This is a genomic window from Rhodococcus sp. SORGH_AS_0301 (assembly GCF_030818285.1).
In the GTDB taxonomy this organism is placed as follows: domain Bacteria; phylum Actinomycetota; class Actinomycetes; order Mycobacteriales; family Mycobacteriaceae; genus Rhodococcoides.
The window spans coordinates 2,107,972-2,120,310 of sequence record NZ_JAUTAC010000002.1; the positions used below are offsets into that span (position 1 = coordinate 2,107,972).

Sequence of the window (12,339 nt, forward strand, 5' to 3'; positions counted from 1 at the left end):
GCGCCGGTGCCGATCCGCCGGAATGGACCCGACGGGGTTTTCGACTTATGATCGAAAACGTGATTCATCGTAGCACCGCCGCCGACGGACCGACCGGAAGTGCCCCCGATCCGGCCACCCGACCGGTGCACGAAGTGCTGTCCGTCGTCTTCCAGGTGCGCGAGCTGCAGCCCCGCGAGCCTGCCGAACTGTGCGTGCTGCTGTGGCAGCGCGCACTCGCCCCGGCACGCGGAACCTGGTCACTCCCCGGCGGGCTCCTCCGGGGCGACGAGAACCTGACCGACTCCGCGCGACGTCAGCTGGCGGAGAAGGTCGACGTGCGCGAGGTACGCCACCTCGAGCAGCTGTCCGTCTTCTCCGATCCCGGGCGGGTCCCCGGCGATCGCCGCATCGCCTCGACGTTCCTCGGTCTGGTCCCAATCGTCGGCGACCCGCGACTTCCCGTCGACACTGCGTGGCACCCGGTCGCGACGCTCCCCGAGACCGCCTTCGATCACGGCACGATGGTGGCGCACGCCCGCGCGAGACTGGCGGCCAAACTGTCCTACACCAACATCGCCTTCGCGCTCGCGCCCGTCGAGTTCAGCCTGTCGACCTTGCGTGATATCTATTGCGCCGCATTGGGTTACCAAGTCGACACCACCAATCTCCAACGGGTGCTCACCCGGCGGGGCGTCATCGAGTCCACCGGCCACACCGCTCCCCCGGGCCCGTCCGGAGGACGTCCCGCCGCGCTGTACCGCTTCCGGGACAGCGCACTACGTGTGACCGACGAGTTCGCCGCGCTCCGACCACCTACGTGAGAGTGCCGTAGCCGACGACGGCATCGCCGCCGTCCGCCTTGGCGGAATACATCGCTCGATCGGCACAGATGAGGAGCACCTCCACGTCGTGCGAGGTGACGACCCGCTCCTCGCGAGCGACCCCGATGCTCAGACTCGACTCGTGGTCCGACCGCGCCGTGTAGGCGCTGCGCAGCCGCCGCGCCCGGTCGAGCACCTCGTCCATCGGCAGCGCGGTCACGACGGCGAATTCCTCCCCGCCGGTGCGGGCCGTGATCGACGGAGACGGGAACATCTCGTCGATGGTGTCCGCCGTCCGACGGATGACGAGGTCACCGTGGTGGTGTCCGAAGCGGTCGTTGATCGACTTGAAGCGGTCGATGTCGATGACCACCGCGACGAGACCGTTCCGGGTGCCGAGCAGTTCGCCCGCCGCGACGGTGAGTCCCCGCCGGTTGCGCAGGCCGGTCAGCGGATCCACGTACGCGGCGGTGACGTCGCCGCGTTGCAGGAACTGCAGGCGGTAGATGGAGATCGGTGCGAGGAAGAGAACCATCACGATGAGCAATCCGTAGGTGACGGCGAGCGAGGTGCGCGCCGCTCCGAGCACGGACTCCGAGCCGATCGCTCGGACGAACAACCCGACGCACACCACCACGGTGAGGGAATGGTGGACGGCGAACACCCGCGGCGTGTGGAACGTCGCCACGTAACTGCTCGCGACGCCGAACAGGATCGCGCAGGGCAGCACGGCGAGCGGGTCGGACAGCGAGAGAAGCACCACGGAGAGTCCGACGTCTGCGTACACGACGAAGGCCGTCGACATCCGGCGTGAGGGCCACGGTCCGCGGATCCAGGCGAGCCCGACGCCGGCGGTCCCCACCGCGTTCACGAGCACGATCGTCAGTGCTGCTCCCGTCGGCGCGGTCGGCGGGGCGAGTCCGGCGACGACGTACAGGACGGAGAACAGGAGGCAGGACAGACCGATGAGGACGCGGGTCGAGCCGAGCGCGGTGTTCGTCTCGAAGTAGTGGACGGTCCACGCGTAATCGACGGGTCTGGTCAACCACCGCCGAATGGTGTTCGCCACGTCCTGGAGACCCTCGCCGTTCGAAGAGGTCGGCCCCCGCCCGCGGCCCGTCGTGGGCCGCCCTGAGAGCGCTCATTCAAGCAGACGAATCCGGCGTCCGAGACCCGAACGGATCACTCCTCGGGGGACTCGTCCCGACCCAGATCGTCCGACGGCGACAGCGCCGTGACGAGAACGAGCGTGACCGCCCGCAGCCAGAGGTTGCGCGAGCAGAGCCAGCCACGTCGAGACACCGGGGGCGAGTGCGACGACATCGCCGCGAAGGGCGCCGTCGGCACTCGGATACCGCACCGCGCCCACGGCGAGGCCGGCACCGATCGCCGCGGCCGACGCCAGCGCCGACGCCACCACGATGTCGAGGACCAGACGCGGTCCTCGCTCGGCCACGCGAGCCCAGACGGCGACCGTGGTCAGCACCCCGGCCGCGGCGGTCACGCAGAGGAACAGAGCCAGTGCGTCGAAGCGATGATCGCTCTCGCCGGTCAACACGATCGCGCGGCCGTCACCGACGGCGGCGGCGTGCTCCACGGGCGCGAGCAGAGCCCACAGGATCCCGAGGACGGCACCGACCACCGCGGTCGCGAGCACGATCCGGATCGAACGCCGGGTGAACGCGCCGCGCGACGGCCGACCCGCATCGCCGATCCCGGGTGCGGTCGAGGCGAACCCCGTCGTGTCGACATCACTCACGTCGGCCAGCCTAGGCTGTCGCTGCGTGGCCGACGGGCCCGCGACACGAGTCGGGAGAGGTGCGGAATGCAGTTGCGCAGAGACGACGTCGTCGACGGCGCACTGACCATTCTCGACGACTACGGTCTCGCCGACCTCACGATGCGCCGACTGGCAGGCTCGCTCGGTGTCGCGCCGGGCGCGCTGTACTGGCACGTCGCGAACAAGCAGGCGCTGCTCGGCGCGGTGTCCGATCGCATCCTGAGCCGCCTGGACACCGTGCCCGCTGACGTCACCTCCGATGTGCTGGACGCCGTGCGCGGCCGCGCTCACGGACTTCGAGACGCTCTCCTGGCTCACCGGGACGGCGCCGAGGTGGTCGCCTCCAGCCTGGCCGCCCGCACGGTGACGCACCCCGTGCGGACCACGGTCGTCGACGATCTCCGCGCCACCGGGCTGACCCCGGAGGACGCCGGACACGCCGCGGACGCCCTGCTCTACTACGTGCTCGGTGCGACGAGCGACGAACAGTCCCGGCTGCAGATGGAGTCCGCGGGTGCGCTGGCCGCGGATCGACACCCAGACGACGGTGACCTCGATCGAGATGCCACCGCTCGGTTCGATTTCGGCCTCGAACTCTTCGTCGACGGCGTTCGGAGCCGCGTCCGTACGCTGAACGAGTGACCTCCTCGACCTCTCCCGTCACCGTCCTCGGAGCCGGTATCGCCGGTGCCGCGTGCGTTCGCGTGCTCCGCGACGCCGGTGTCCCGTTCGTGCTGCGTGACCGGGGCCGCGCCGTCGGCGGTCGAATGTCGTCCCCCGAGTTGCACGGACGCCGAGTCGATGTGGGCGCCGGCTACTTCACCGTCCGCGACGACGGGTTCCGGGACGTCGTGTCCGACTGGGCCTCTCGCGGTCTCGTGCACGAGTGGACAGACACCTTCACGGTGGTGCGGGCCGGGGCGGAGCCGGAACAGAAATCGGGACCCACGCGGTGGGGAACGCCGGCGGGCCTGCGATCTCTGGTCAAGGACCTGCTGTCCGGCATCCCTGTCGACGCCACCGAGGCTCGGGCGTTGCCCGACGGACACGTGGTCCTGGCCATGCCCGACCCGCAGGCCTCCCGCCTGGTGACCGTGCCCGACGCCGTCGACTACGACCCCGTCGTCGCGGTGGTCCTCGGGCTCACCGACGACGACGCCGCCGGACTCCCCTTCCCCGACGCCGCCTTCGTGTCCGACGACGCGGACGTCGAGTTCCTCGCGCGCGACGGCGCACGCCGGGGAGACGGAGCCGCGGTCCTGGTCGCCCACACGTCCGCGCAGCGCGCCCGGCGACACCTCGACGATCCCGCCGGTGCGATCCCCGCCGTCGTCGACGCCGTCGCCGCGCTCACGGGCATCGGCACTCCGATCTGGACGCACGCCCACCGCTGGACCTTCGCCAAGCCCGCCTCCCAGCACGACGCGAGCCACGACATCGTCTCGCACGGAGACCGTCTGGTCGGCTTCGCCGGGGATCAGTGGTGCCCGGAGGGCTCGCCCCGCGTCGAGAGCGCCTGGCGATCGGGCACCGACCTCGGGCACGCGCTGATCGCACGACTGGGCTGAGCCCGGGCGGCCGACGCTCCGGCCTGCGACGGACCTCGCCGACAGGTGGCCTTCGCCGCTGCCGGGATAGGGTTCCGAGCATGTCCGTCGACCATGCACACGAACCATCGATCCAGGTATGGCCCGGCAGCGCGTATCCCCTGGGCGCCACCTACGACGGCGCCGGAACCAATTTCGCGCTCTTCTCCGAGGTCGCCGAGGCCGTCGATCTCTGCCTCATCGACGCCGACGGTCACGAGACCCGCGTCCGCCTCGAAGAGGTCGACGGGTACGTCTGGCACGCCTACATCCCCCAGGTCCAGCCCGGCCAGCGGTACGGCTACCGCGTGCACGGCCCGTGGAATCCCGGAGCGGGACAGCGGTGCGACGCGAGCAAGCTGCTGCTCGACCCCTACGGCAAGGCGTTCGTCGGATCGTTCGACGGTGACCGCTCGCTCTTCAGTTACGACATCGACATCCCCGAACGTCCCGTGCCCGCAGCGCAGGAGAACGACGACGCCGTGCATCCCGGCGAGGCGCACGTCGCCGGCCCCGCGGGATCGGCCACCGCATCGCGCACCGTCGACGCGACCCGCGCCAACGTCGCGACTGCCAGAACCGTTGCACCCGAGCCTGATCCAGAGCCCGAGTCCGAGAACCACTTCCCCCAGCACGACTCGCTGGGGCACACGATGACGACGGTCGTCGTCAACCCGTTCTTCGACTGGCAGAACGACCGCTCGCCGCGTCGCCCCTACAACGAGACCGTCATCTACGAGGCCCACGTCAAGGGCATGACGATGACCCACCCGGACATCCCGGAGGATCTGCGCGGTACGTACGCCGGTCTCGGCCATCCGGCCGTGATCAGCCACCTGGAGAAGCTCGGCGTCACCGCCATCGAACTGATGCCGGTGCATCAGTTCATGCAGGATCAGACACTGGTGGACAAGGGACTTCGCAACTACTGGGGCTACAACTCGTTCGGTTTCATGGCCCCGCACAACGAGTACGCGTCCTCCCCCATGGCCGGTTCGGCCGTGTCGGAGTTCAAGACGATGGTGCGCTCGTTCCACGAAGCCGGCATCGAGGTGATCCTCGACGTGGTCTACAACCACACCGCCGAGGGCAACCACATGGGTCCGACCATCGCGTTCCGCGGCATCGACAACGCCGCGTACTACCGGTTGGTCGACGACGACCCGTATTTCTACATGGACTACACGGGCACGGGTAACAGCCTGAACGTTCGTCACCCGCACACCTTGCAGCTGATCATGGACTCCCTGCGCTACTGGGTCACCGAGATGCACGTCGACGGCTTCCGCTTCGACCTCGCATCGACCCTGGCCCGCGAACTGCACGACGTGGACAAGCTGAGCGCGTTCTTCGACCTGGTCCAGCAGGACCCGGTGGTGAGCCAGGTCAAGCTGATCGCCGAGCCGTGGGACGTCGGTGAGGGCGGCTACCAGGTCGGCAACTTCCCCGGTCTCTGGACCGAGTGGAACGGCATGTACCGCGACACCGTCCGCGACTACTGGCGCGGTGAGCCGGCGACACTCGGCGAGTTCGCGTCGCGGCTCACCGGATCCTCCGACCTCTACGAGGCGACGGGTCGCCGCCCCGGTGCGAGCATCAACTTCGTCATCGCGCACGACGGCTTCACGATGCACGATCTGGTGTCCTACAACGACAAGCACAACGAGGCCAACGGCGAGGACAACAACGACGGCGAGAGCCACAACCGGTCCTGGAACTGCGGTGTCGAGGGGCCGACGGACGACCCCGAGGTGCTGTCGCTGCGCGCCCGTCAGATCCGCAACATGCTGGCGACGCTCATGCTGAGCCAGGGCACGCCGATGCTCGCGCACGGCGACGAGATGGGCCGGACCCAGCAGGGCAACAACAACGTCTACTGCCAGGACTCCGAACTGGCCTGGATGGACTGGTCGCTGGCGGAGACGAACGCCGATCTGGTCGAGTTCACGTCCCGCGTGATCGCACTCCGCAACGACCACCCGGTGTTCCGTCGACGACGCTTCTTCGAGGGCCGGCCGATCCGCAAGGCGGAGCAGACGCGCGACATCGCGTGGCTCACCCCGACCGGCGAGGAGATGACCGAGGAGGACTGGGACAGCGGCTTCGGCAAGTCGCTGGCGGTGTTCCTCAACGGCGAGAACATCCCCGAGCCCGACAACCGGGGCAACCGGGTCGTCGACGACACGTTCTACCTGTGCTTCAACGCCCATCACGAGCCGATCGACTTCACCACACTGGACGGCAAGTACGCCGACGAGTGGACCGTCGCGCTCGACACCGCCTCGGCCACCGGAGCCGACGATCGAGTCATCGTCGCCGGCACCGCTGTCGAGGTGCAAGCACGGTCACTGTTGGTGCTACGGAAAACGGGGTAAGGAAGCGACATGAGCCACGCGATCACCTCGACCTATCGATTCCAGCTACGGGGTGATCGCTTCACTCTCCGCGATGCCGCGTCGCTGGTTCCCTATCTCGCCGAACTCGGTGTCTCCCACGTCTATCTGTCGCCGATCCTGACGGCGGCCGAGGGCTCCACCCACGGGTACGACGTCACCGATCCGCGCACCGTCTCCGAGGCACTCGGTGGTCGAGCCGCTCTCGAGGACCTCGTCGCCGAGTGCCGGTCCCACGGCCTGGGCGTCGTGGTCGACATCGTGCCCAACCACCTCGGTGTGGCCACGGCGCGGGAGAACCCGTTCTGGTGGGACGTGCTGAGACACGGACGCGCATCGCAGTACGCCTCGTGGTTCGACATCGACTGGGCCGGTGCGGAGCGCATCGCGCTCCCCGTGCTGGGCGACGATGCCGACGTGAACGAACTCTCGGTCGACCGGTCGGGAGACGAGGCCACGCTGGCCTACTACGAGAACCGCTTCCCGGTGGACCCTGCGACCGACGACGGCGGGGACGACGCGAAAGCACTGCACGACAAGCAGTCCTACGAACTGGTCGGATGGCGCTCCGGGCGCATCGGGTACCGCCGGTTCTTCTCCGTCAGCGACCTGGCCGGTCTCCGTCAGGAGGACCCCGCGGTCTTCGACGCGACGCACGCCGAGGTCGGCAGCTGGTTCCGCGACGGTCTCGTCGACGGTGTGCGCGTCGACCATCCGGACGGGCTCACCGCACCGGCCGAGTATCTCGCTCGCTTGCGGGGCGTCGTCGGACCCGACTCGTGGCTCGTCGTCGAGAAGATCCTCACCGCCGAGGAGCCGCTCGACGTCACCCTTCCCGTCGACGGAACCACCGGGTACGACGCTCTCGCCGATCTCGGTGGGGTGTTCCTCGACGCGTCGGGTGAGGAGCCACTGACGCGACTGTCGGCGGACGTCACCGGCCACGCGGGGGACGCACACTGGGTGCACGAGGCCGAGCGGACCATCAAGGCCGACACGGCGAGCACACAGCTCGCTCCCGAGGTGCGGCGCCTGGTTGCGGCGATCGCCCGCGACACCGGAACGTCGTTGGACGCCGACCTCGCCCGCGAGGCCGTGACCGAGATCGTCGCCCGCATGCCGGTGTACCGCTCCGACTACGCGCCGCTGGCCGGCATGCTGCCCCGCCTGCTCGGCGACGTCGCCGCGGATCGCCCCGAACTGGTTCCCGCCCTCGATGTCGTCGCGGCCGCCGTGGCCGCACGCGGCGAGGCGTCGGGACGTCTGCAGCAGGTCGCGGGCGCCGTGATGGCGAAGAGCGTCGAGGACTGCATGTTCTATCGCACCTCGCGGCTGGTCTCGCTCCAGGAGGTCGGCGGTGACCCGTCCCGCTTCGGTCGGTCGGTGCCGGAGTTCCACCTCCGCCTGTCCGAGCGGGCCCGGCTGTGGCCTGCCGCGATGACGACCCTCTCGACACACGACACCAAGCGCGGCGAGGACGTCCGGGCGCGCATCGGCGTGCTGTCTCAGGTGCCCGACCTGTGGCGCGCGTGCCTGAGCGACTGGGAGGAGCAGGCTCCGTCGCCCAACGGGTCCACCGGACTCTTCTTGTGGCAGAACATCGTCGGCACCTGGCCGACCGACGGCGTGGTCACGGACGAGTACCGCGAGCGACTGCACGCCTACGCCGAGAAGGCCATCCGCGAGGCGGGCTCGTACACCGGCTGGAACGACGTGGACGAGGACTTCGAGTCTGCCGTCCACACGTGGATCGACGGCATCGTCGACGGAGCGGTGGCTCCCTCGCTCACGACGTTCGTCCAGCAGATCGCTCCGCACGCATGGAGCGATTCGCTCGGACAGAAGCTCCTCCACCTGGCGGGTCCCGGCATCCCGGACATCTACCAGGGCACGGAGCTGTGGGAGGACTCTCTCGTCGACCCCGACAACCGCCGGGACGTGGACTACGACGCCCGCAAGGCTCTCCTGGACATCGACGGGACGCCGGCGCTCGACGCGAGCGGCGCCGCCAAGTTCCACGTGACCCGGTGTGCCGCACGGCTGCGCCGCGACCGTCCGGACAGCTTCGTGGGCGGGTCCTACGTTCCGGTGTTCGCGACCGGCGCCGCCGCCGACCACGTCGTGGCGTTCGGTCGTGGACCCGCCGACGGTGACGCCGACGTCGTCGCCGTCGCCACGCGGTGGTCGATGCGCCTCGGCGAGGCCGGATGGGGTGACACCTCGCTGGCGTTGCCGGACGGTGAGTGGACCGACCTCGTGAATGGTGGGTCGTTCAGCGGAACGGTCACCGTGTCCTCACTGCTCTCCGCGCTCCCGGTCGCGCTCCTCGTCCGACGGTGACCTGATCTCGAGGTGAACCGGTCACGCGCGCAGACCACCCCTCCTCGGGGCTGCGTGCGTGACCGGAAGTCGGGCCCGCTCAGGCCTTGCGGGGCGGGAGCGGAACGAAGTAGCTGGTGCGCTGCTGGTACTCGCGATATCCGGGCCGCTCCGCCATGTGCTGCTCGAGCAGCCGCGCACCCGTCGCGAACACGAGGAAGTACGTCATGGCGACCGGCGAGAGGACGGTCAGCACACCGGGCCAGTGCGCCGCGGAGACCAGGAAGACGCCCCACCAGACACAGGCATCACCGAAGTAGTTGGGGTGGCGCGTGTACCGCCACAAGCCCCGGTCCATGATGGTGCCCTTGCGGGACGCGTCCGCCTTGAAGGCGTCCATCTGACGATCCCCCACCGTCTCGAAGACGATGCCCAGGACCCACAGAGCGACGCCCACCGCAGAGACGACGCCGAACGATCCGTCGGACACGGCGGCGACCTGCACCGGCAGCGACACGAACCACAGCGCGACACCCTGCGTGAGATAGATCTTGCGGATCGCGTACACAGCGGGGCTGCCCGGCGCGTTCGACAGCATCTTCTCGTACCGCGGGTCCTCGCCCTTGCCCCGTGAGCGGCGGAACATCGAGACCGCGAGACGGGTGCCCCAGGCTCCGACGAGCACCAGCATCAGCACTCGCCGCCACCCGTCGCCGGACCCGGCCAGTGCCGCGGCGATCGCCACCGCGACGAAGCCTGCCCCCCAGCTCACGTCGACCACGTTGTGCCGACCGATACGGAAGCCGACGACCGCGGTGACGGTGAGGACAACCGCCACCGCCAGCAGGGAGAACGCCGACACGACGGCCAGATCGGACCAGGAGAAGTCCGTCATCCGTGCGTCCGCCCCAGCGGCATCGAGGACACGCCGCGGTCGTCGGGGCGGACGGACAGGATCTGGTCGACACCCATCCGGCCGTCGCGGAACGCCATTCCGCCGCCCACGAGGTACAGACGCCACACCCGCGCCACCTCGTCTCCGACGAGTGCGACCAGATCGTCCCAGCGGCTCTCGAAGGTCGCGTACCAGGCGTCGACGGTGCGGACGTAGTGCTCGCGCAGGGCGTGCACGTCGCGGACCTCGAGACCCGACTCCTCGATCATGGCGACCGTCGCGCCCACGGGCCGCATGTACATGTCGGGGGCGATGAACGACTCGATGAAGGCACCGCCGCCAGGGTTGTCCCCCGCCTTGCGCGACATCTGCTGCACCAGCACCCGGCCGCCGGGCACCACGTTGTCGTGCAGCGCCTTCGCGTAGATCGGATAGTTCTTCTCGCCGACGTGCTCGCCCATCTCGATGGACGCGACGGCGTCGAAGGGGCCGTCGGGCACTTCTCGGTAGTCCTGGATGCGGATCTCCACCCGGTCCTGCAGGCCGCGGTCCGCGATGCGCTTGTCGATGAAGGCCTTCTGCTCGCGGGAGATGGTGACGCCGACGACCTGCGCGTCGAAATGTTCCGCCGCGTGCAGGCTCAGCGACCCCCATCCGCACCCGACGTCGAGGAACCGCATTCCGGGGCGGCCGAGGCCGATCTTGCGGCACACGAGGTCGAGCTTGTCGCGCTGCGCGTCCTCGAGGCCGTAGTCGGGCGAGTCCGACGTCCAGTAGCCGCTCGAGTACGCCATCTGCGGGTCGAGCACCATCTCGTAGAACTCGTTCGACAGGTCGTAGTGGTGGCTGATCGCCGCGCGATCGCGCACCAGCGAGTGCAGCCGACCCTTGATGACCGCCTGCGAGGCGGGGGCGGGAAGAGGGCGGGCCTGCTTCACCCCGACGACACCGAGCGACGCCGCGGTGCGGATGAGCTCGACGATCGCCTTCGGGCTGGGCCGCACGGCCGTCAGCCGACGGGTGCGCACCACGTCCCACACGTGCGTCAGCGCCTCGTCGAGGTCACCTTCCACGTCGAGTTCACCGGTGACGTACGCCTGAGCAGCACCCAGTTCCCCCGGGCTCCACAGCAACCGTCGCAGGACGTTCGGGCTGTACAGCGTCACCTTCGGCGCGTCGGTGGGGCCGGCGGTCGAGCCGTCCCACGCAGTCAGGTGCACCGGCAGCGCGCCGCCGACGAAGGGGGCGATCAGGTCTTCGAGCCGTGCGGCCACGGTGGGGGTGCCGGTCATCGGTCGCTCCTTCGTTCGAGCAGGATCTGCTGGACATCGATGTAGCCGGAGCCGAAACCGGCCTCGGAATAGCAGAGGTAGAAGTGCCACATGCGGGCGAACACGTCGTCGAAGCCCAGCATCCGGGCCTCCTCGGCGTGCGCGTGGAAGCGCTCGTCCCACAGGCGCAGGGTGCGGGCGTAGTGGTCGCCGATGGACAGACGCTCTCGCACGCGCAGCGTCGTCTCCTTCTCGGTGATGCTCTCGATCGCGCGGATCGACGGGAGGAACCCGCCGGGGAAGATGTACTTGTGTACCCACGTGTACGTGTTGCGCGTGGCCAGCATGCGCTCGTGCGGCATGGTGATGGCCTGGATCGCCACCTTGCCTCCGGGGGCGAGCAACGAGTCGATGGTGCGGAAGTACTCGCCCCAGTACTGGTGTCCCACGGCCTCGATCATCTCGACGGACACGATCGCGTCGTACTCGCCGTCGACCAGCCGGTAGTCCAGGAGATCGACCTGGACCCGGTCGGCGTGGCCGGCGGCGTCGATGCGCTTGCACGCGAGTTCCAGTTGCTCGGTGGACAGGGTCACCGTCCGCACCGTGGCTCCGCGTTCGGCGGCGCGGATGGCGAGTTCGCCCCAGCCCGTGCCGATCTCCAGGACGCGTGTTCCCGCGGTCACCCCCGCGCGATCGAGCAGTCGATCGATCTTGGACCGCTGCGCGGCGGCGACGTCGTCCCATCCGGGCTGCGGGGTCAGCGACGGGAACAGCGCACTCGAGTAGGTCATGGTCTCGTCCAGGAACAGTTCGAACATCTCGTTCGACAGGTCGTAGTGGCGCGAGATGTTCGAGCGCGTGTTGCTCGTGGTGTTGGTCTCGGAGACCGGCTGCTTGGGGATGTACAGGCCGCGCAGGCGTTGCAACCACTTCGGGATGAGGGTCGCCATGCGTTCGGCGAAGACACCGAGTGCCGCCGTGAGGTCGGGCGCGTCCCAGTCGCCGGCCATGTAGGCCTCACCGAATCCGATGAGCCCACTCTCCCCCACGCGCGCCGCGAAGTCGCGTGGGCGGTGGATCGTCATCACCGGGGCGGTGGGATCGTTCGCGCCACCTCCGATGACGACGCCGTTCGGCATCTCGACCCGGATCGCGAGATGTTCTGCCGCCCTGCGGAAGAGAGCGTCGGCGACGGGCGCGGCGAGGCGCGCCTTGACGGTGACCGGCGCCGTCGCGATGGAGGGCCAACGTTCGGCGTCGACGGTCGATGCCACGGCGTACTGAGTCAT

General features: G+C 69.1%; 10 protein-coding genes. 5 read left to right on the forward strand and 5 right to left on the reverse strand.

Annotation, left to right across the window (positions count from 1 at the left end; all coding sequences use genetic code 11):
* Window positions 1–47: 47 nt before the first annotated feature.
* Window positions 48–803: an NUDIX domain-containing protein gene (locus tag QE397_RS10505; protein WP_373425224.1), complete on the forward strand. Its 756-nt coding sequence runs from the start codon at window positions 48–50 to the stop codon at window positions 801–803.
* Here QE397_RS10505 and QE397_RS10510 read toward each other — a convergent pair.
* Window positions 796–1,872, reverse strand: coding sequence for a GGDEF domain-containing protein (locus QE397_RS10510; protein ID WP_307093221.1), 1,077 nt, complete (start codon window positions 1,870–1,872; stop codon window positions 796–798). The two genes, QE397_RS10505 and QE397_RS10510, sit on opposite strands and share 8 nt — an antisense overlap.
* Window positions 1,873–1,944: 72 nt before the next feature.
* Window positions 1,945–2,562: a DUF2567 domain-containing protein gene (locus tag QE397_RS10515; protein WP_307093223.1), complete on the reverse strand. Its 618-nt coding sequence runs from the start codon at window positions 2,560–2,562 to the stop codon at window positions 1,945–1,947.
* A gap of 66 nt (window positions 2,563–2,628) precedes the next feature.
* Between QE397_RS10515 and QE397_RS10520 the strand changes: the two genes are divergently transcribed.
* The 4 genes from QE397_RS10520 to treY all read left to right on the forward strand — a co-directional run bounded on the left by QE397_RS10520 (window position 2,629) and on the right by treY (window position 8,902).
* Window positions 2,629–3,225 (forward strand): TetR/AcrR family transcriptional regulator C-terminal domain-containing protein, encoded by a 597-nt coding sequence (locus tag QE397_RS10520; protein WP_307093225.1) that lies wholly within the window; start codon window positions 2,629–2,631, stop codon window positions 3,223–3,225.
* Window positions 3,222–4,151 carry an NAD(P)/FAD-dependent oxidoreductase gene (locus QE397_RS10525; RefSeq protein WP_056447895.1) on the forward strand — a complete coding sequence of 310 codons (930 nt, stop codon included), beginning with the start codon at window positions 3,222–3,224 and terminating at the stop codon, window positions 4,149–4,151. Before QE397_RS10520 ends, QE397_RS10525 begins: the two co-directional genes overlap by 4 nt.
* An 80-nt stretch (window positions 4,152–4,231) precedes the next feature.
* A complete protein-coding gene (gene glgX / locus QE397_RS10530; RefSeq protein WP_307093229.1) occupies window positions 4,232–6,544 on the forward strand; it encodes a glycogen debranching protein GlgX in 2,313 nt (770 codons plus the stop codon).
* Between the two features lie 9 nt (window positions 6,545–6,553).
* Window positions 6,554–8,902 carry a malto-oligosyltrehalose synthase gene (treY, locus tag QE397_RS10535; RefSeq protein ID WP_307093231.1) on the forward strand — a complete coding sequence of 783 codons (2,349 nt, stop codon included), beginning with the start codon at window positions 6,554–6,556 and terminating at the stop codon, window positions 8,900–8,902.
* 79 nt (window positions 8,903–8,981) lie between these two features.
* On the opposite strand, the gene QE397_RS10540 is transcribed toward treY, so the two are convergent.
* Genes QE397_RS10540 through QE397_RS10550 form a run of 3 tightly spaced genes read right to left on the reverse strand, consistent with a single transcriptional unit; the run spans window position 8,982 to window position 12,339 of the window.
* Window positions 8,982–9,776 (reverse strand): DUF1295 domain-containing protein, encoded by a 795-nt coding sequence (locus QE397_RS10540; protein WP_307093233.1) that lies wholly within the window; start codon window positions 9,774–9,776, stop codon window positions 8,982–8,984.
* A complete protein-coding gene (locus QE397_RS10545) occupies window positions 9,773–11,068 on the reverse strand; it encodes a cyclopropane-fatty-acyl-phospholipid synthase family protein (protein WP_307093235.1) in 1,296 nt (431 codons plus the stop codon). Before QE397_RS10545 ends, QE397_RS10540 begins: the two co-directional genes overlap by 4 nt.
* Entirely contained in the window at window positions 11,065–12,339 is a 1,275-nt protein-coding gene (locus tag QE397_RS10550) for a cyclopropane-fatty-acyl-phospholipid synthase family protein (RefSeq protein WP_307097491.1), read from the reverse strand. Before QE397_RS10550 ends, QE397_RS10545 begins: the two co-directional genes overlap by 4 nt.

Coding starts and splice junctions, on each gene's coding strand:
- QE397_RS10505 (WP_373425224.1), top strand. CDS start 48: ATGATCGAAAACGTGATTCATCGTAGCACCGCCGCCGACGGACCGACC.
- QE397_RS10520 (WP_307093225.1), top strand. CDS start 2,629: ATGCAGTTGCGCAGAGACGACGTCGTCGACGGCGCACTGACCATTCTC.
- glgX (WP_307093229.1), top strand. CDS start 4,232: ATGTCCGTCGACCATGCACACGAACCATCGATCCAGGTATGGCCCGGC.
- treY (WP_307093231.1), top strand. CDS start 6,554: ATGAGCCACGCGATCACCTCGACCTATCGATTCCAGCTACGGGGTGAT.
- QE397_RS10540 (WP_307093233.1), bottom strand. CDS start 9,776: ATGACGGACTTCTCCTGGTCCGATCTGGCCGTCGTGTCGGCGTTCTCC.
- QE397_RS10545 (WP_307093235.1), bottom strand. CDS start 11,068: ATGACCGGCACCCCCACCGTGGCCGCACGGCTCGAAGACCTGATCGCC.
- QE397_RS10550 (WP_307097491.1), bottom strand. CDS start 12,339: ATGACTCAGTACGCCGTGGCATCGACCGTCGACGCCGAACGTTGGCCC.